General features: G+C 69.3%; 16 protein-coding genes and 1 pseudogene. 10 read left to right on the top strand and 7 right to left on the bottom strand.

Annotation, left to right across the window (positions count from 1 at the left end; genetic code table 11):
- Positions 1–14 precede the first annotated feature (14 nt).
- Positions 15–548, bottom strand: a pseudogene (locus AC5Y5V_RS28020) (NHL repeat-containing protein); the annotation flags it as partial.
- A gap of 512 nt (positions 549–1060) precedes the next feature.
- Here AC5Y5V_RS28020 and AC5Y5V_RS28015 point away from each other — a divergent pair.
- Both AC5Y5V_RS28015 and AC5Y5V_RS28010 read left to right on the top strand, forming a co-directional pair.
- Complete coding sequence (locus AC5Y5V_RS28015; RefSeq protein ID WP_499941714.1) at positions 1061–1825, top strand: biotin--[acetyl-CoA-carboxylase] ligase; 765 nt, start codon at positions 1061–1063, stop codon at positions 1823–1825.
- 9 nt (positions 1826–1834) lie between these two features.
- The gene (locus AC5Y5V_RS28010; protein WP_499941712.1) at positions 1835–2347 is read left to right on the top strand and encodes a PH domain-containing protein; all 513 of its coding nucleotides are present in this window, start codon (positions 1835–1837) and stop codon (positions 2345–2347) included.
- Here AC5Y5V_RS28010 and AC5Y5V_RS28005 read toward each other — a convergent pair.
- On the bottom strand, positions 2308–2964 hold the full coding sequence (locus tag AC5Y5V_RS28005) for a GtrA family protein (RefSeq protein WP_499941709.1): 657 nt from the start codon (positions 2962–2964) through the stop codon (positions 2308–2310). The two genes, AC5Y5V_RS28010 and AC5Y5V_RS28005, sit on opposite strands and share 40 nt — an antisense overlap.
- Positions 2965–3063: 99 nt before the next feature.
- Between AC5Y5V_RS28005 and AC5Y5V_RS28000 the strand changes: the two genes are divergently transcribed.
- The 6 genes from AC5Y5V_RS28000 to AC5Y5V_RS27975 all read left to right on the top strand — a co-directional run bounded on the left by AC5Y5V_RS28000 (position 3064) and on the right by AC5Y5V_RS27975 (position 9465).
- Positions 3064–4332, top strand: coding sequence for a 5-(carboxyamino)imidazole ribonucleotide synthase (locus tag AC5Y5V_RS28000; protein WP_499941707.1), 1269 nt, complete (start codon positions 3064–3066; stop codon positions 4330–4332).
- Positions 4329–4853: a 5-(carboxyamino)imidazole ribonucleotide mutase gene (purE, locus tag AC5Y5V_RS27995; RefSeq protein WP_499941705.1), complete on the top strand. Its 525-nt coding sequence runs from the start codon at positions 4329–4331 to the stop codon at positions 4851–4853. The genes AC5Y5V_RS28000 and purE overlap by 4 nt, the downstream gene beginning before the upstream one ends.
- 25 nt (positions 4854–4878) lie before the next feature.
- Positions 4879–6048, top strand: a complete 1170-nt coding sequence (locus AC5Y5V_RS27990; RefSeq protein ID WP_499941702.1) for an acyl-CoA dehydrogenase — start codon at positions 4879–4881, stop codon at positions 6046–6048.
- 155 nt (positions 6049–6203) lie between these two features.
- Positions 6204–7427, top strand: a complete 1224-nt coding sequence (locus tag AC5Y5V_RS27985) for a PP2C family protein-serine/threonine phosphatase (protein ID WP_499941700.1) — start codon at positions 6204–6206, stop codon at positions 7425–7427.
- Between the two features lie 71 nt (positions 7428–7498).
- On the top strand, positions 7499–9025 hold the full coding sequence (locus tag AC5Y5V_RS27980; protein ID WP_499941768.1) for a sensor histidine kinase: 1527 nt from the start codon (positions 7499–7501) through the stop codon (positions 9023–9025).
- On the top strand, positions 9022–9465 hold the full coding sequence (locus AC5Y5V_RS27975) for a response regulator (protein ID WP_499941698.1): 444 nt from the start codon (positions 9022–9024) through the stop codon (positions 9463–9465). The genes AC5Y5V_RS27980 and AC5Y5V_RS27975 overlap by 4 nt, the downstream gene beginning before the upstream one ends.
- Here the strand turns inward: AC5Y5V_RS27975 and AC5Y5V_RS27970 are convergent.
- From AC5Y5V_RS27970 to AC5Y5V_RS27960, 3 genes are all read right to left on the bottom strand, one after another.
- Positions 9462–11735, bottom strand: a complete 2274-nt coding sequence (locus AC5Y5V_RS27970; protein ID WP_499941696.1) for a SulP family inorganic anion transporter — start codon at positions 11733–11735, stop codon at positions 9462–9464. The genes AC5Y5V_RS27975 and AC5Y5V_RS27970 overlap by 4 nt on opposite strands.
- A 214-nt stretch (positions 11736–11949) precedes the next feature.
- Positions 11950–13140 (bottom strand): CoA transferase, encoded by a 1191-nt coding sequence (locus AC5Y5V_RS27965; RefSeq protein WP_499941694.1) that lies wholly within the window; start codon positions 13138–13140, stop codon positions 11950–11952.
- Positions 13141–13150: 10 nt separating this feature from the next.
- Complete coding sequence (locus AC5Y5V_RS27960; protein WP_499941692.1) at positions 13151–14062, bottom strand: class I SAM-dependent methyltransferase; 912 nt, start codon at positions 14060–14062, stop codon at positions 13151–13153.
- 117 nt (positions 14063–14179) lie between these two features.
- On the opposite strand from AC5Y5V_RS27960, the gene AC5Y5V_RS27955 reads away from it, so the two are divergent.
- Positions 14180–15811 (top strand): AMP-binding protein, encoded by a 1632-nt coding sequence (locus tag AC5Y5V_RS27955; protein WP_499941690.1) that lies wholly within the window; start codon positions 14180–14182, stop codon positions 15809–15811.
- A 41-nt stretch (positions 15812–15852) separates the two neighbouring features.
- On the top strand, positions 15853–16551 hold the full coding sequence (locus AC5Y5V_RS27950) for a cation efflux transmembrane domain-containing protein (RefSeq protein ID WP_499941688.1): 699 nt from the start codon (positions 15853–15855) through the stop codon (positions 16549–16551).
- A gap of 17 nt (positions 16552–16568) precedes the next feature.
- Here AC5Y5V_RS27950 and ctpC read toward each other — a convergent pair whose 3' ends face one another.
- Entirely contained in the window at positions 16569–18665 is a 2097-nt protein-coding gene (gene ctpC / locus AC5Y5V_RS27945) for a manganese-exporting P-type ATPase CtpC (protein ID WP_499941766.1), read from the bottom strand.
- A 49-nt stretch (positions 18666–18714) separates the two neighbouring features.
- Positions 18715–18996 (bottom strand): DUF1490 family protein, encoded by a 282-nt coding sequence (locus AC5Y5V_RS27940; protein ID WP_499941686.1) that lies wholly within the window; start codon positions 18994–18996, stop codon positions 18715–18717.
- Positions 18997–19326: the final 330 nt, after the last annotated feature.

Here is a 19326-nt window from a genome sequence, read left to right as displayed (position 1 = left end):
AAGTCGCGCGTCGCTCACTTCGGCGGCAGCTTGACCACCTGACGGTTGGCTGGGTCGCTGACATAGACGGCGCCGGCAGCGTCGACCGCGACCCGGGCGGGGTTGTAGACGGTGAACGGCAAGGTCGTCTGCGTTGCCGATCCGGCGGCCAGCTTGAGCACCCGCTTGTCGACGTTGTCGGTGACATAGACGGCGCCGGCGGCGTCGACGGCCACCCCCTCCGGGTGTTTTAGGCCGGTGAAGGGCAGCACGGCCGGGGTGGCGGAACCCGCGGCCAGTTTCAGCACCCGGTCGTTGGCAAAGTCGGTGACGTAGACGTTCCCGGCGGTATCGACCGCGAGACCCATGGGCTGGTCGAGGCCGGTGAAGGGCAGCGCCGTCTGAGTTTTCGACCCCGCGGGCATCTTGAGGACCCGATTGTTGAGTTGGTCGACGACGTAGACGGCGCCGGCGGAGTCGACCGCCACACCGCAGGGCCGCCGCAGGCCGGTGAACGGCAGCACCATCGGGGCCTTCGATCCCGCCGCCAGTACGAGCACACGATCGTTGTCGTTATCGCTGAGGTAGACGGCGCCGGCGGAGTCGACGGCCAGTCCCTCTGTTGCTCCCAGACCGCTCAACGGCAAGAACGTCACGTCCATCGACCCCGCGGCCAGCTTGGCCACCCGATGCCTGGGCTCGCGAGTGGGTTCCTTGTCGGTGACGTAGATGTCGCCGGCGGAGTCGATCGCCAGCGCCAACGGATGCCGCAGGCCGTGGGTGTTGTTGGCGAACGGCGGCAGCACCGACGGTGCGCCGTAGGCCTGCCCGGTCGGCGTCTGCGACGACGCCGTGGTTGCGCCCGACGGCGGCGATGCAGCGGGCCCGTCGGACCTGGTGGCGAGAACCACGGCGATGCCGAGAAGCGCTGCAACCAATACGACAACACCGACGATGGTGGTGATCTTGGCGCCTCGCGTCATCTCCACGTCAAGCCTCCTAGGTCCCGAGCCTCCTAGCGTCCTGTGGCGTCACCGTATCGGGCAAACGCGAACCGGGCCACGCTTTAGGCTGAGCGGTCATGAATGCTGACGCCCTGGACGCTGACGCGCTGCGCGCCGAGGTGATCGGGTCCGGCTGGCGGCAACTGGACGTCGTCGCGCAGACCGGCTCCACCAACGCCGACCTGCTGGCCCGCGCCGCGTCCGGCGCCGACATCGCCGGGGCGGTGCTGATCGCCGAGCATCAGACCGCCGGCCGCGGCCGCCAGGGCCGCACCTGGTCGGCGACCCCGCACGCGCAGATCAGCATGTCGGTCGGCGTCAGCGTGGTCGACGTCCCGGTCACCTCGTGGGGTTGGCTGTCGCTGCTCACCGGTGTCGCGGTCGTCGACGCGGTGACTGCCCTCGGGGTGCAGACCGGCCTCAAGTGGCCCAACGACGTGCTGGCCGACGGCCGCAAGCTGGCCGGCATCCTGGCCGAGGTCGCCCGCCCCGCGGTGGTGGTCGGGCTGGGGCTCAACGTCGCGCAGGCCCCCGAGGGCGTCGACGGCGCGACGTCGCTGGCCGACCTCGGCGTCGCGGCGCCCGACCGCCGGCGCCTGCTGGCAGGCCTGTTGCGGGAATTGGACACCCGGATCGCGCAGTGGCGTCGCGCGGACCCGCGACTGCTGGCCGATTACCGCGCCCGCAGCCTCACCCTGGGGACGCGCGTGCGGGCCGAGCTGCCCGGCGGCGGCGCCGTCGTCGGGACCGCCCGCGACATCGACGACCAGGGCCGGCTCCGCATCGAGACCAGTGTCGAAACCGTCACCGTCTCGGCCGGCGACGTCATCCATTTGCGTTAGCCTTCCCAGGTGGGCTATCCCGAGAATGTCCTGGCCAAAGGCGAGCAGGTCGTCCTGCACAACCACCCGCACTGGAAGCGGCTGATCTTTCCGGTGCTGGCGCTGATCCTGGCGACCGGGCTGGCGGCGCTGGGGTCCGGATTCGTCAACTCGACGGGCTGGCCCCAACTCACCAAGAACGTGATCTACGGAGTGGTCTGGGGCGTCTGGCTGATCATCGTCGGCTGGCTCACGCTGTGGCCGTTCCTGAGCTGGCTGACCACCAACTTCGTCGTCACCAACCGCCGGGTGATGTACCGGCACGGCGTGCTCACCCGGACCGGGATCGACATCCCGTTGGCGCGGATCAACAGCGTGGAGTTCCGCGACAAGGTCACCGAACGAATGTTTCGCACCGGGACGCTGATCATCGAGTCGGCGTCACAGGACCCGCTGGAGTTCTACGACATTCCGCGGCTACGCGAGGTGCACGCGCTGCTGTATCACGAAGTTTTCGATACCGGGTCGCCGTCGTCCAACTGAGCGAACCGCGCTGCCCTGCGGTTGCGCCAGGCGCGCAGCAGGGTCACGTTCCCACCCTCGAGTTCGTCCTCGAAGACCTCGGCGATACCGCCGGCGGTGAGGGTGGATTCCAACGCCTTCTCGGGGTTGCGGGCGAACTGGTCGGGGAAGACCCAGCGCCGCATGGCCCAGAAGCGGAAGGCCATCTGCAGCAGGTTGCCGATGATGTAGGCCGAGATGAAGTCGGCGATGTTCTCCACGGTCAGCGACACCGTCGGCTCGCGCAGCTGCAGGACGTAGCTGGAAATCCACAGCGGTGCCATGCTCAGCAGCACGCCCACGCCGCTGAACGCGAAGAACAGCAACGCCTCGTGGTGGCGTTCACGGCCGCCGCGGTCGCGGAAGCTCCACTCCCGATTCAGGATGTAGGAGGCGATGACGGCGACGATCCCGGCGATCACCTTCGCGGTGACCGGCTTGGATTCCAGAATCGTCAGCTTCAGCGTGTAGAAAATCGCCGAGTCGATAATGAACGTGGTGCCGCCGACAATGGCGAATTTGATCAGCTCGTGATGGCGCATCGCAAAGGGCTGAAGAACCCCCGGGAGGCGCGCAATTGTGGCATCGGCAAAGGACACAGCACGCCAGTCTACGGATTAACGCAAAATTGGCGCAAAATCCTACATAACGATTTGGTCGCGCAGCCGCTAAACACGCCGGTCAAGCCCCGTGACACCATGATGGCCGTGCCGAGTTCACCCACCCCGCGGGACGCCCCAACCGTCGCAATGGTCGGCGGCGGCCAGCTTGCGCGGATGACGCATCAGGCCGCGATAGCGCTGGGCCAGAACCTGCGGGTGCTGGCGACCTCCGCCGACGAACCCGCGGCGCAGGTCACCCCCAACGTGGTGATCGGGTCGCATGAGGACCTGGAAGACCTGCGCCGGGTCGCGGCCGGAGCCGACGTGCTGACCTTCGACCACGAGCACGTGCCGCCCGATCTGCTGGACAAGCTGGTCGCCGAGGGCGTGACGGTGGCGCCGCCGCCGCAGGCTCTGGTGCACGCCCAGGACAAGCTCGTGATGCGGACGCGGCTGGAGGCGCTGGGCGCTCCCGTCCCGCGCTACGCCGGCGTCGAGCGCCTGGCCGATCTGGATGCGTTCGCCGCGTCGTTGGCCGCGCCAGACGCCCCGTTGGTGGTCAAGGCGGTCCGCGGCGGCTACGACGGCCGCGGCGTGCGGATGGCGCGTGACCTGGCGCACGCGCGCGAGCTGGCCGGTGAGTACCTGGCCGCGGGCGTACCGGTGCTGGTCGAGGAGCGGGTGGCGCTGCGCCGCGAACTGTCCGCGCTGGTGGCCCGGTCCTCCTTCGGCCAGGGTGCGGCATGGCCGGTGGTTCAGACGGTGCAGCAGGACGGCATCTGCGTGCTGGTCATCGCGCCGGCGCCGGAACTGCCCGACGCCCTGGCCGCGGAGGCGCAGGGGCTGGCGTTGCGGTTGGCGGGGGAGCTGGGCGTCCTCGGGCTGCTGGCGGTCGAGCTCTTCGAGACCACCGACGGCGAGCTGCTGGTGAACGAGCTGGCGATGCGGCCGCACAACTCCGGGCACTGGACCATGGACGGCGCGCGGACCAGCCAGTTCGAGCAGCATCTGCGCGCGGTGCTGGACTACCCGCTGGGCGAGACCGAGACCCTCGCGCCGGTGACGGTGATGGGCAACGTGCTGGGTGCCGCCGAGGCCTCCACGCCCGCCATGTCGATGGACGAGCGGCTGCATCACCTGTACGCGCGCCTGCCCGACGCCCGGGTTCACCTGTACGGCAAGGCCGAGCGCCCGGGCCGCAAGATCGGCCACGTCAACTTTCTCGGCTCAGATGTCGGCAAGCTGCGTGAACGCGCCGAGCTGGCGGCACACTGGTTGTCACACGCGCAGTGGACGGACGGATGGGATCCGCACGCCGGCGACGATGCAGAGCGGACTAGCGATGAGGAGGAGCGGCGTAGATGACCCGGTTGAGTGATCAGCCCCGGGTCGGGGTGATCATGGGCAGCGACAGCGACTGGTCGGTGATGGCCGACGCCGCCGAGGCGCTGGCCGAGTTCGACATCCCCGCGGAGGTGCGGGTCGTCTCGGCGCATCGCACCCCGGAGGTGATGTTCGACTACGCGCGCGGCGCGGCCGACCGTGGCATCGAGGTGATCATCGCGGGGGCCGGCGGCGCCGCGCACCTGCCCGGGATGGTCGCCGCGGCGACGCCGCTGCCGGTGATCGGGGTGCCCGTGCCGCTGGCGCGGCTGGACGGGCTGGACTCGTTGCTGTCGATCGTGCAGATGCCCGCCGGGGTCCCGGTGGCGACCGTCTCGATCGGCGGTGCGCGCAACGCCGGGCTGCTCGCGGTGCGGATTCTCGGGTCCTCGGACCCGCAGCTGCGGGCCCGGGTCGTCGCATTTCAGGACCAGCTGGCGCAGACCGTGCGGGCCAAGGATGCGGCGCTGCAGGAACTTCAGGTTAAAGTTACCGGCCAGTAGACCGGCGGAGTATTAGGAGGCGGAGATGGCTGCATGGGCCGGACACCCCGAATTTGACGTGTTCAAGCTGCCCGAGGAGCACGACGAGCTGCGGGCCGCGATCCGCGCGCTGGCCGAGAAGGAGATCGCGCCGTACGCCGCCGAGGTGGACGAGGGGCCGCGGTTCCCCGACGAGGCACTGGCGGCCCTGAACGCGTCGGGCTTCAACGCCGTGCACGTTCCCGAGGAGTACGGCGGTCAGGGCGCGGATTCGGTGGCCGCCTGCATCGTGATCGAGGAGGTGGCGCGCGTCGACGCGTCCGCGTCGCTGATCCCGGCGGTGAACAAGCTGGGCACCATGGGCCTGATCCTGCGCGGCTCCGAGGAGCTGAAGAAGCAGGTGCTGCCGACCATCGCCAACGACGGGTTGATGGCGTCCTACGCGCTCAGCGAGCGCGAAGCCGGCAGCGACGCGGCCTCGATGCGCACCCGCGCCAAGGCCGACGGCGACGGCTGGATCCTCAACGGCGCCAAGTGCTGGATCACCAACGGCGGCAAGTCGACCTGGTACACCGTCATGGCCGTGACCGACCCGGAGCGCGGCGCCAACGGCATCTCGGCGTTCATGGTGCACGCGGACGACGAGGGCTTCACCGTCGGTCCCAAGGAGAAGAAGCTCGGCATCAAGGGCTCCCCCACCACCGAGCTGTACTTCGAGAACTGCCGCATCCCCGGCGACCGCATCATCGGTGACCCCGGCACCGGCTTCAAGACCGCGCTGGCCACGCTGGACCACACCCGCCCCACCATCGGCGCCCAGGCCGTCGGGATCGCCCAGGGCGCGCTCGACGCCGCCATCGCCTACACCAAGGACCGCAAGCAGTTCGGCGAGTCGATCAGCAGCTTCCAGGCCGTGCAGTTCATGCTCGCGGACATGGCGATGAAGGTGGAGGCGGCGCGGCTGATGGTCTACAGCGCCGCGGCGCGGGCCGAGCGCGGGGAGTCGAATCTGGGCTTCATCTCAGCGGCGTCGAAGTGCTTTGCCTCCGACGTCGCGATGGAGGTCACCACCGACGCCGTGCAGCTTTTCGGCGGCGCCGGCTACACCGTCGACTTCCCCGTCGAACGCATGATGCGCGACGCCAAGATCACCCAGATCTACGAAGGCACCAACCAGATCCAGCGTGTCGTGATGTCCCGCGCGCTGCTGCGCTGAACTGGATTTATGCATAGTCATATGTAGTTTCATCGAACTGCGGAACAACCACCGGGTGAACGCATAACATCCACGTTTAGGCTTCTGGGGGGAACTGGGGGAATGGACGTGAAAGACGTGGTTGCGCGCGGGCACCCACGCTGGACCAGGAATTGATGCCGGTGCGTGGTCCTGCGGTTCAGGCCGCGAACTGGCAGTCGCTGTCGTTGCTGCTCGTCGAGGACGACCGCGCCGACGCGCTGCTGGTCGAGGACCTGATCGCCGACGCCGTTGCCGACATCCGCGTGGTCTGGGCGCAGTCGATGGCGCATGCCGAGCGTGAACTGTCCTCCGCCCGGCCGGACTGCGTGCTGCTGGATCTGCACCTGCCGGACGCCAACGGCATCGACGCGCTGGACCGCATCGCCAAGCGCGATGCCACCGTCCCGATCGTGGTGCTGACCGGCCTGAACGACGAGTACTTCGGGGCGTCCGCGGTCGCCGCCGGTGCACAGGACTACCTGGTCAAGGGGCGCGTCGAGCCGGACGTGCTGCGCCGCGCGCTGCTGTACGCGATCGAGCGCAAGCGCGCCGAGCTCATCGCCGCCGACCTGCACGCGAGCCAACTCCGCGCCCGCGAGAACGCGCTGCTGGAACGCGGCCTGCTGCCGTCGCCGCTGCTGCTCGACGACCCGGGTGTCGAGATCGTCGCCCGCTACCGCCCGAGCCGCGAGGATGCGCTGCTCTGCGGGGACTTCTACGACGTCGTGCAGACGCCGGACCGCACAGTCCACGTCCTGATCGGCGACGTCGCAGGCCACGGCCCCGACGAAGCCGCCCTGGGCGCGGCCCTGCGGATCGCCTGGCGCGCGCTCACGCTGGCCGGCGTGCACGGTTCCGATCTGATGCGCTACCTGGAGCGGGTGCTGGACGCCGAGCGCGACGCCGGCAAAGGCATCTTCGCGACGGTGCAAACCCTGGCGATCGCGGGCGATCCGAGGGCGCACGCCGAAGGCACACTCATCAGCGCGATCCGCGCCGGCCACCCGCCGATGCTGGTGCAGGGCGGGGGCACGGTGCAGTGGATCGAGCCGCCCGGCGGGCCGGCGCTGGGACTGCATGCCGGCGACTGGCCGCAGCACGAGCTGGTGCTGCCCGCGGGCTACGGGCTGATGCTGCTCACCGACGGGCTGTTCGAGGGGTACTCGGGACGAGGCCACGAACGGCTGGGCGAGGACGGTCTGCTCGACCTGGCCCGCACGCACGCGGACCTGCCCGGCCCGGCGTTCGTCGACGCGCTGATCAACGGCGCCCAGCAACGGGCTCAGGCGCTCGGCGGCCTCAGCGACGACATCGCCGTGCTGCGCGTGCAGCCCACGCCGAGATGCGGGATCGCGTGAGCACCCCCTCGAGCCCCTCTCCCGGCCTGCAACTCACCGTGCGCGGGTGGCTGTTCCTGGTCCTGTTCAGCATGGGGTTGCTGGTGCTTGCGGGCGCGGGAGTCGGGGCGGTGTTGCTGAATCGCACCGACGCCGTGTCGCACGACCTGAACGAGGAGATCGCGCCGGCGCGCGTCGAAGCCGGCGAGTTGCAGGCGGCCCTGCGCGACCAGGAGACCGGCATCCGCGGCTACCTGATCGCCGCCGATCGCCAATTCCTCACCCCGTATTACGGAGGCCAGGAGGCCGAACACGCCGCGGCCAAGGGCATCCGGCAGCGGCTGGCGCACCGTCCAGACCTGATCGCAGACCTGGACGCGATCGAGACCGCCGCCGCCGCGTGGCGGCGGAACTACGCCGAACCGCTGATCGCCAGCGTGACGCCGAAGGCACCCAATGTCGTCAGCAGCCAGGCGACGGAGCGCGGTAAGGCCGAATTCGACCATTTGCGTGAGCTTTTCGACCTGCAGAACACGCATCTGCTGGCGGCCCGCACGCAGGCCATCAGCGAGGTCGAGCACATCGCCGACTGGCGTGACCGCGTGCTGGGCGGGATGGTGCTGGTCTTCTGCCTGACGGCCACCATGCTGGGCCTGCTGACCCGACGCGCGGTGACCCTTCCGCTCGTCAGCCTGGCGGCGTCCTGCCGTCGCATCACCGAGGGCAACTTCAGTGACGTCATCACCCCGCCGCGCCGGCCCAAAGACGTGCGGGAGATGGCCATCGACGTGGAGAACATGCGGCAACGCGTCGTCGACGAGCTCGAGGTATCGCGCTCGGCGAAGGCGCAATTGGACGAGCAGGCCGCCGACCTGCGACGGTCGAACGCCGAACTCGAGCAGTTCGCCTACGTCGCGTCGCACGACCTGCAGGAACCCCTGCGCAAGGTCGCCTCGTTCTGTCAGCTGCTGGAGAAGCGCTACAGCGACAAGCTGGACGACCGCGCGCGCGAATACATCGGGTTCGCGGTGGACGGCGCCAAGCGCATGCAGGTGCTGATCAACGACCTGCTCAGCTTCTCGCGGGTCGGCCGGCTGGGCACCACGCGCACCGAGGTCGACCTCGATCCCACGCTGGACGCCGCGCTGGCCAACCTCGAGACCGCGGTCGAGGAATCGGGCGCGCAGATCGTGCGTCCGCAGGAGGGCCTGCCGCGCGTCGACGGGGACCCCATGCTCCTGACGATGCTGTGGCAGAACCTGATCGGCAACGCGGTGAAGTTCCGGCACGAGGACCGCCCGCCGCGCGTCGTCATCGACTGTGAGCGGCGCGACGACGATTGGTTGCTGCGCGTGTCGGACAACGGCATCGGCATCGCGGAGGAATTCACCGACAAGGTCTTCGTCATCTTCCAGCGTTTGCACGGCCGCGACGCGTACACCGGAACGGGCCTGGGCCTGGCGCTGTGCAAGAAGATCGTCGAGCACCATGGCGGCACCATTTGGATCGACACGTCTCATACCGACGGCACCCGGTTCGAATTCACGCTTCCGATCGCGCAGCGCGATGCCGAACCCGAGGACGACCAGGCAACACAACTAGAAGGAGCACGCCAATGACACCGGCCGGCCGACCGATCGACATCCTGCTGGTCGAAGACGACCCGGGCGACGAGCTCATCACGCGGGAAGCATTCGAGCACAACAAACTGAAGAACCGCCTGCACGTCGCCCACGACGGCGAGGAGGGCCTGAACTACCTGTACCGCCGCGGCGAGCACCACGACGCGCCGCGGCCCGACCTCATCCTGCTCGACCTGAACCTGCCGAAGTACGACGGCCGGCAACTGCTGGAGAAGATCAAGTCCGACCCCGACCTGTCCCGCATCCCGGTCGTCGTGCTCACCACCTCCTCAGCGGAGGAGGACATCCTGCGCAGCTACCAACTGCACGCCAACGCGTACGTCACCAAGCCGGTCGACCTCGACCAATTCATGAGCGCGGTACGGCAGATCGACGAGTTCTTCGTGCAGGTCGTGCGGCTGCCGCCGCCGAGCTAAGGGGTAAAGGCGGCCTCGACGGGGCGCAGCAGGCCTTCGGGGGTGACCTCGTACACGTGCGCCGTCGAGATGTCGAAGAACATGCCGTAGACCCGCAGCGCGCCGGCGGACTTGGCGGCAGCCAGGATTGGGCTCTGGGCCAGCTTGTCCATCTGTACGGCCACGTTGACGATGCTGAGCTGGTCGGACGCGTTGAATCCGTCGGCTTCGGCGCCGGCCCGCGCCGGGTGGTGGTCGTCGAACGCGGCGAGGGTGTCGTATCCGTGTTCCAGCCACTGGCCCATCGCGGTCTGGGCCGACGCGCCGGTCGTGGCGCCGTCGAGCAACGCCTGCATCGCGCGGCAGGACGAATGTCCGCACACCACAACCGAGGAAACCCCTAGCTGGTTGAAGGCGACATCGAGCGCGGCGTCGACCGATCGGTCGGTCGAGTTCGTCGGCACCAGGCCGCCGACGTTGCGGACGATGTACAGGTCGCCGGGGCCGCTGGCGGTGATCACGTCCGGCAGGATCCGCGAGTCGGAGCAGGTGAGGAAGACGGCGTGCGGTGTCGACGAATCGGTCAGCTTGGCAAGGCGTGGAAACAGCTCGTCGCGGCCGTTGCGATGGTAATCGTCAACGCCTTTGAGGATCTGCCGCCCGCCGTCGTTATGGTGGCCGTTGGTCGACGACCGCGTCACCGTGTCCGCCGACGGGCGGTGGTAGACCCGCTTGGGCCGGCTGGTGTGCGCGTGGTGCAGCGTGGCCGGTGATGTCTCGACGATCACCACGACGCCGCCGGTCGCCTCGTGGGCGGCTTTCCAGTCGGAGATGGCCTCGGACACCGCCTCGTCGATGTAGTCCGCGTTGAGGGTGAGCCGGACGTGTGACCCGGGCGGCATGGTGGAAAGCACCTGCGTCAGGCGGGGCAGCAGCAGGAAGCTGAGTGTGCCGTCGATGTCGATGCGCCATTTCTTCGTCTCGCCGTCGGCGTCGCCGTAGGGACGGGCCTCGATCGGTGCGCGCACCAGTCGGGTCAGCAGCATGAAGATCGCCACGGCAAGTCCGAGCGCCACGCCCTCTAGCAGGTTGAGGAAGACCACGCACACGATGGTGATCACATAGACCGCGAAATTGCCTGTGCGCCAAGCGAGTTTGATGTGTGCCAGCTTGATGAGCTGGATGCCGATCACGATGAGCAGGCCGGCGAGCGCGGCCTTGGGGATGAGTTCCACCAGGTCGGTCAGCAGGGATGCGAACAACAGGATCCAGACGCCGTGCAGGATCGCCGACGTCCGACTGCGGGCGCCGGCGGCCACGTTGGTGGAGCTGCGGACGATGACGCCGGTGATCGGCAACCCGCCGAGCAGCCCGGACAGCATGTTCGCGCTGCCCTGCCCGATCATCTCCCGGTTGAAGTTCGCCCGCGGGCCGTTGTGCAGCTTGTCGACGGCGACGGCGGAAAGCAGCGATTCGACGCTGGCGATCAGGGCGACCGTGATGACACCCAGGGCCACGCTGCCGATCTGGTCGGTCCACGACGCCCCGTTGGGCGCGGTGGCGCCCAGATGCGGCAGGCTGACGGCCTTGAAGAAGTTGCCCGAGAGGTTGATGCGGTCTACGCCCTCCAGGTTCGCGGCCTCCGCGACCGCCGTCGCCGCCACGATGGCCACCAGGGCGCCCGGGATGAATCGGATTTTGGCCGGCAGCTTCGGCCACAACATCAGGATGGCGATGACGATGCTGCCGACGATCACCTCGCGCAGTTCGTGATGCAGGATGCCGTCGGGCAGCGCCTCGATGTTCTTCCACGCGGTGCTGCGCGACGAGCCGCCCATCAAGACATGCACCTGTTGCAGCACGATGGTGAGACCGATGCCCGCCAGCATGGCGTGTACGACGACGGGAGCGACCCCGAGCGCGGCGCGCGCGACCTTGACCACTCCGAACAGGATCTGTATCGCCCCCGCGCAGATGGTGATGATGCACGTCATCGTCCAGCCGAGGTCGGAGATCAACCCGGCGACCACGACCGTGAGGCCCGCGGCCGGCCCACTGACCTGCAACACCGAGCCGCCGACGGCTCCGGCGACGATGCCGCCCACCACGGCCGCGATCAGCCCGGCCATCAGCGGCGCCCCGGAGGCGATCGCGATGCCGAGCGAAAGGGGCAGCGCGACAAGGAAAACCACCAGCGAGGCCGGGAGGTCGTGACGCAAGTTGGCCAGGAACGCCGAGGATTTCTTGGCGGCGGCGGCCGCGCCGGGGGAGTTGCTGACAGCGGTGCTCATGTGGTGACTCCTCGGAGCCGGTCAGGCAAACTGCCGGCTGCTGTCAGGGCGTGCCCCGGGACGCGGATCGGTTCAAATCTGCGGACAGCAAATATGTGCCGTCCGTCCAAGTACGTGGAAATCCTCGTTGATATGGCTGTTGGCGGGACGAATCCTGGGCGGATTCATCGATAATTCAAAGAATAAGCCCACCCGCACATAAGAACTGGCTAAGTCAGGACTCCGCCAGAAACCGGTCGTTATCCTCGCCGAGGGCTGGCGGTGGGGCGTCGTTCACCGCGTCGAAACTGGCGTAGCGCGCCGGGGTGCGGATCACGGTGATGGCCCGGTCGCCGGTGCCGACCGCCAGCGCGAGATCGTTCTCGGCAAACAGCGGGGTGTCGACCACCTGCTTCCAGCTGTAGGCGAGGCAGGCCATGAGCCCGCCCTCGTGCAGCAGCTCGACCCATTCGGCCGCGGTCTTGGCCGCGAGCGCGGATTCCAGCTCCTCGGTTAGCTCGGGGTAGTTGAGCGCCCGCGCGCGCTGGTCGATGAACCGCTCGTCGTCGAGCAGGTCGGGACGGCCGATGATCTCGCACAGCTTCGCCCAGTGCTTGGGTACGTAGGCGGACAGGACGAGGTAGCCGTCGGCGGCCCGGAAGGCGTCCGACGGCTGGGTGGCGAACCCAACTCCCTTGCGTTTCTTGGGTTTCGCGGCCTCCGGGGCCTCGTGGGACTCCGCGGGCTTCGGCGCGGGGGTGCTCGGGCGGTTCAGGTGGATGGTCAGCTGGTTGGCCTGCAGGCCCACCGCGACGTCATACATCGCGACCCGGACCGTGTCGCCCACCCCGTGCCGCTCGCGGTTGAGCAGCGCGGCCAGCACCGCCTGCGCCAGGACGTGGCCGCTGGCGTTGTCGACGAGCTGGAACGGGATGATCTGCGGTTTGCCGGTGGGTGTGGGCATGCCGGTGGTCATACCGGCCTCGGCCGCGACCATCAGGTCGACGCCCGGCCTGCTGCTGTGCGGGCCGTTACCCCCGAACGCCGACAGCCGGGCGTAGATCAGGCGCGGGTTGCGCGACCGCAGGTCGTCGGGGCCCAGGCCCATCTTCTCCATGACGCCGGGGCGGAAGCCCTCCAGCACGACGTCGGCGGTGTCCGCCAGGCGCAGGATCCGCTGCTTGGCCTCGTCGGTCCTCAGGTCCACCGCCACCGACTTCTTGCCCCGGTTGTTGGGCAGGAAGTAGGTGGCCAGCGGGGGCCGTCCGGGCAGCACCGCGGTGATGTGCCGGGCCGCCTCGCCGCCGGGTGCCTCGATCTTGATCACCTCGGCGCCCAGGTCGGCCAGGACCTGCCCGGCCAGCGGCCCGGCGACGTTCTGGGTGAAGTCGAGCACCCGGAAACCGTCGAGTGGTTTGGGGGGCATAGCGGCCTCCTCAGGCTTTGTGCAGCACCGCGGTGCAGTAGTAGTTCCTGGCGAAGGCTGCGTTCTCGTCGGTCGGCTGCAAAGGGAGACCGGTGTCGGCCAACAGCTGGTTCAGCGAAGCGCGTACCGGGCGCCACCCGCGCGCCTCCAGGTAGGTGGCGACGTCGTGGCGATCGCCCGGGAAGCCCAGGTTGTCCAGCTCGGCGTCCAGGCCGCGCTCCCGCCAGCGCTGGGCGGCGCCGTTCAAGGCCTCCTGGTTGACCGAATTGTCGAGGAAGATCTCGGCGACCAACCGGCTGCCGTCGGCGCTGAGCGCGGTGACGTTGTCCAGCAGCCGGTCCTGGGCGTCCGGCGGCAGGAATCCCAGCAGACCCTCGGCGGCCCACACGGCCGGTCGGTCGGCGTCGAACCCGGCCTGCCGCAGCGCCGCGGGCCAGTCGTGGCGCAGGTCGATGCCGACCGCGCGGATGTCGGCCGTCGGCTGCGCGCCGAGACCGCCGATGGTGGCGGCCTTGAACTCGATGACCTCGGGCTGGTCGATCTCGAACACCGTCGTGCCCGCCGGCCATTGCAGCCGGTAGCCGCGCGCGTCCAGACCGGAGGCCAGCAGCACCGCCTGGCGGATTCCCGCCGCGGCCGCGTCGGCGAAGACCGCGTCGATGTAGCGGGTGCGGGCGCCGAGCAGGTCGGTCATGCGCTGCATGCCCCACGGGGCGTCCGGGTCGTCGACGTCGGCCGGGTCGAGTTCCCCGGCGGCCCATCGGGTGAAGAAGTCGACGCCGACGGCACGCACCAGCGGCTCGGCGAACGGGTCGTCGATCACCCCCGCGCGGGTGGCGCGGGCGCGCCCGGCGGCCACCATCGTGGCCGTGGCGCCCACGCTGGTCGCGAGGTCCCAGGTGTCGTCGTCGCTGCGCGCCATGTGGTGCTCCTTTTCCGTTGCTTAGCCACTGTAACGAGTCGCCGGTGACCAAAGACCTTCGGTGGCGATGCCCTTGCGCCCTGTCGAACGCGCCCGGTCCCGGGCACGCTGGGCGACATGGCGACGAAGGCTGTAGGAACTGTCACGCGCGTCGGATTGGAGGCCCGTTCCCTGCTGTCTTATGCGCGGTCGGGTGGATTGCGGCCGTTGCGCGCCGGGCGGGTCCTGCCGGTGCTGCGTGCGGTGACGCACTACGGGATCCTGGGGGCGGCGCCGGCGATCACCGCGGCGCGCGACCCGGACGGCGTGGCGTTGATCGACGAACGCGGTGCGCTGCGATTCGGCGACCTGGACCGCAGGACCAACGCGCTGGCCAACGAATGGCGCCGGTTGGGCGTGGGTCCCGGCACCGGAGTCGCCGTGCTGGCCCGAAACCATCGCGGGATCCTCGAGTCGGCCTATAGCGCCGGCAAGTGCGGCGCGCGCATCGTGCTGTTCAACACGGGTTTCGGCAGCGCGCAGATCGCCGAGATGGTCGCCCGCGAGGGCATCGATCTGCTGGTTCACGACGAGGAATTCGAGCCGCTGCTCGCCGACATCCAGCCGCGGTTGGGCCGGCTGCGAGCGTGGAGTGACACCTCGGGCCCGGACACGCTCGAGGGGCTGATCGCGCGGGGCGACACCACCCCGCCGCCGGACCCGGGGGGCCGGCCCAAGATCGTGATCCTGACCAGCGGAACGACCGGCACCCCGAAGGGAGCGGTGCGCTCCGAACCCTACTCGCTGATACCGGTCGGCAGCCTGCTGAGCAGGGTGCCGTTCCGGGGCCGGGAAGTCGTCGAATGCTGCGTTCCGCTGTTCCATTCGCTGGGCTTCAGTCAGGCGATGATGGCGATGGTGCTGGGTTCGACGCTGGTGCTGCACCGCCAGTTCGACCCGCGGCAGGCCCTGGACAGCGTGGACGAACACCGCGCCCGGTCGATGATCGTGGTGCCGATCATGCTTCGGCGCATCCTCGACCTGCCGCAAGAGGCCTTCGCCGGGCGGGACCTGTCGTCGCTGCGGGTGGTGTTCGTCGGCGGCTCCCAACTGGGCGCCGCCCTCGCCGCCCGGGCCGCCAAGGTGCTGGGGCCCGTCGTCTACAACATGTACGGGTCCACCGAGGTCGCCTACGCCACCATCGCCACGCCCGCGGACCTGGTGACCGAACCGGGATGCGTCGGGAAGGTGGTACCCGGATCGGTCGTCAAGATCTTCGGCGACGACGGCCGCGAAGCGTCCCCGGGGACGCCGGGCCGGATCTTCGTCGGCAACGTACTGGCCTTCGAGGGGTACACCGGCGGCGGCACGAAACGGATGATCGGGGGACTCATGGCCACCGGTGACGTCGGGCACTTCGACGCCGGCGGCCGGCTGTTCATCGACGGGCGCGACGACGAGATGATCGTCTCCGGCGGCGAGAATGTCTTTCCCGGTGAGGTCGAAGAGGCGTTGGCGCTGCACCCCGACGTCGCCGACGTCGCAGTCGTGGGCGTCACCGACGACGAGTTCGGTCAGCGGCTGCGCGCCTTCGTCGTGCTACGGCCGGGTGTTCGCCTGAGCGCGCAGGACATCAAGGACTATGTCCGTAACCGGTTGGCGCGCTTCAAGGTTCCGCGTGATGTGGTGTTCGTCGACGCGTTGCCGCGCAACCCTGGCGGAAAGGTGGTCAAGCGGCTGCTGAGCACCGAACCGATCGGCGCGCCGTAAGGATTGGAGCGCATCCGCCGGCTCGCATCTAACATCGTGGAATGCAGACGCCGGCTACTTCGCACAAGGTCGGCGGCGCCGCGGTCGACAGCTGCTGTGACTCCGCCCACGATTCGCATGCGCCCGTCACGCGCGACGAGGCGTGGCAGCGCAGCGCGCACTGGGCCAGAAGGTTGGCCTGGGTCAGCCTGGTCGTGATGCTGTCCGAGGGCGCCATCGGGCTGTGGCAGGGACTGGTGGTCGGATCGATCGCGCTGACCGGGTGGGCGCTCGGGAGCGCTCCCGAGGGGCTGGCCAGCGCGATGGTGATCTGGCGCTTCAGCGGCACCCGCACGCACTGCGAGAAGTCCGAGCGGCGGGCCCAGCGTGGCGTCGCGCTGTCGTTCTGGCTGACGGCGCCGTATATCGCCGCCGAATCCATCCATCACCTGGTCGAGGGAAAGCACGCCGAAACCTCGTATATCGGGATCGGGCTGACGGCGCTGGCCATCGTGCTGATGCCGGCGCTGGGCCGGGTCAAGCACCGACTGGCGGCGCGCCTCGACTCCGGCGCGACCCATGGTGAGGGCACGCAGAACTACCTGTGTGCCGGCCAGGCCGCCGGGGTGCTGATCGGCCTCGCCGTGACCGCCGTCTGGCCCGGCGCGTGGTGGGTGGACCCGGTGATCGGGCTGGGGGTTGCCGCCGTCGCGGTCTGGTCGGGCGTGCGGGCCTGGCGCGGCCAGGATTGTGGCTGCTGACAGGTTGCTCGCGCGGCCTAATCCAGCCGGTAGCGGATCAGGCGGGAGCTGTTGGCCACCACCGCCACCGACGACGCGTTGTGCAGGATCGCGGCCAGCACCGGCGACAGCGCCCCGCCCGCGCCGATCAGCAGCCCGGCCGCATTGACGGCGATGGACATGCCGTAGTTCTGCCGGATCACGTCGACCGCCCGCGCGCCCAGGTCCCGCACGTCGAGCAGGCGGTGCAGGTCGTCATTGGCCAGCGCCACGTCGGCGGTCTCCACCGCGACGTCGGTGCCGGCCAGGCCCATCGCGATGCCGATGTCGGCGGCCGCCAGCGCTGGGGCGTCGTTGATGCCGTCGCCGACCATCCCGACGACGTAGCCGTCCTCCTGTAGGTCGCGCACCACCTCGAGCTTGTCCTCCGGCATCACCTCCGCGCGCCATTCGTCGATACCCAGCTCGTCGGCGACCACCTTGGCGATCTCCGGGTGGTCCCCGGTGAGCATGACGATCCGGCGAACGCCGCTGGCGCGCAACTGCTTCAACACACCGGCGGCCTCGGGGCGTACCTCGTCGCGCAGGCTGATCAGGCCCACCAGTTTGCCGTCGACCGCGAGCAGCAGCGGGGTCTCCGCCTCGCGGCGCAGCTTGTCGACCCACTCCGACGCCTTCTTCGAGACCCGCACCTTTTCCGAGCGCAGCAGCCCGGGACTGCCCAGCAGCAGGGTCCGGCCGTCGGCCCAGGTCCGCATGCCGAGGCCGACGAGCACCTCGCACTCCTCGTGCGGCGGGATGCTGATGTGGCGTTCCTCGGTGGAGCGGATCACCGCCTCGGCCAGCGGGTGCCGCGAGTGGATCTCCGAGCTGGCGGCATACGCCAGCACCTGCTCGGGTTCCCAATCCTTGTGCAGGGAAACGATATTGGTGACCACCGGGCGCCCAACGGTCAGGGTTCCGGTCTTGTCGAAGACGATGGCGTCCACCCGGCCGGCCTGTTCGAGGTGCGACCCGCCCTTGATCAGGATGCCGCGGCGCGCGCCGTTGCCGATCGCGGCGCTGATCGCCGTCGGCGTGGACAGGCCCACCGCGCACGGGCAGGCGATGAGCAGCATCGTCATCGCGCGCCGCACGTCGCCGGTGATCAGCAGTGTGATGCCCGAGACGATGAACGACGTCGGCACGAACCGGCGGGAGAAGTTCTCGCCGACCGTCTGGATCGGCGCCCGATCGTGTTGGGCCTCTTCGACTCTGGCGATGATGCGGCCGATCGCGGTTTGCTTGCCCACGGCCTGGGCGCGCACCACGAGGCGCCCGCGCTCCACGACCGAACCGGCGTGCACGTGCGTGCCGGTGGTGACGGCGACCGGCAGGTTCTCCCCGGTGATCGCGGATTGGTTCACCACCGCCTCGCCGTCCACCACCTCGCCGTCGACCGGGATCGCGACGTGGTCGTGCACCACGACGTCGTCGCCGATCTGCACGGTGTCCATCGGCACCTGGACCTCGGTGCCGTCGGCCAGCCGGATCCAGGCCGTGTCCTGGCTGCCGCGCAGCAGCTCCGAGATGGCCCGGCGGGTGCGCCGCAGCGTCAGGTCCTGCAAGTGCTCGCCGATGTTGAGCAGCCAGAGCACGGTCAGCGCGACGACGTTCTCGCGCAGGATCAGGCTGGCCACGGTCGCGGCGGAGACCAGCGCGTCGGTGCCGAGCTTGCCCGAGCTCACCGACCGCAGCGCGCCGCGCAAGAAGGGGTAGCCGGTGAAGACCGTGACGCCGGTGGCTACCACGCGCCCGCTCGGCCCCAGCAGCGGCGGCCGCGCGAACACGTAGCGGCGCACGCCGAGCAGGGCCAGCGCCGCCCCGCCGATGACCATGCGCAAGACGTCGGTGTTGCGGATCTCGCTCGAATGCGGTGCCCGGGCGGGAATCAGTTCGGCAGCAACGGTTTTCGCGTCCGCGATCGCCGTCATTACCGCGTCGCGGTCGCAGCGCTTCGGCGCGTACCAGACGACGACGCACCCGGTGCGCGGGTAAGCGTGCACCACCCGCACGCCGCTCTGCTTGGCGACGGCCTCCTCGACGGCGACGGCGCGGCGCGCGTCGCTGCGGACCCAGTCGACCCGGACGCGCATGCGCCCGGCCGCGTCCGACACCACTTCCAGGGCGGTGGTCACGGCGCGCTCAGTGGTCGTGGTCGTGGACTTCGCCGACGGCCGGGGTGGGCGCTTCCTCGCCGATGCGCTCGCGGGCCTCGGCCATCACGTCGGCGATCTTGAGGCGGGCCGATTCGGCGGCCTCCTCGGCCTTGCGGGTGCTGCGTAGGCCCAGCGTCGCGGTAGCCACCGCCGTCTCGTGCAGCGGCGCCTTGGCCAATCCCTTACGCAGCAGTTCGTAGGCGGTTACGCCCGCCAGTCCCGTGACCACCGTCGATGCTGCCTTGCCCAAGAGTCCGTACACCGCCATTGCCTGAACCTCCCGTGAGTGCGTTGGTCCGACGTTAACATCGAAATATTGCGATATCAATATGTATGGCTTGTGGCGTGGCGCGCCGGGGCCGTGCCGCTGGGGCGCCGCTGCAGCGTTGGGTCTGCGGTGGGCGTGGTGTCTACTCGCACTTTGCCGCAGTGGGCGCAGAGTCATTGCGGGGCCGCGCCGTAGGGGCGCGGCTGCAGCGTTGGGTCTGCGGTGAGCGTGGTGTCTACTCGCACTTTGCCGCAGTGGGCGCAGAGGCATTGCGGGGCCGCGCCGTTGGGGTGCCGCTGCAGCGTTGAGTCTGCGGTGAGCGTGGTGTCT

The organism is Mycobacterium sp. NGS68, assembly GCF_059812195.1.
This window is presented reverse-complemented; position numbering and strand designations above follow the sequence as displayed.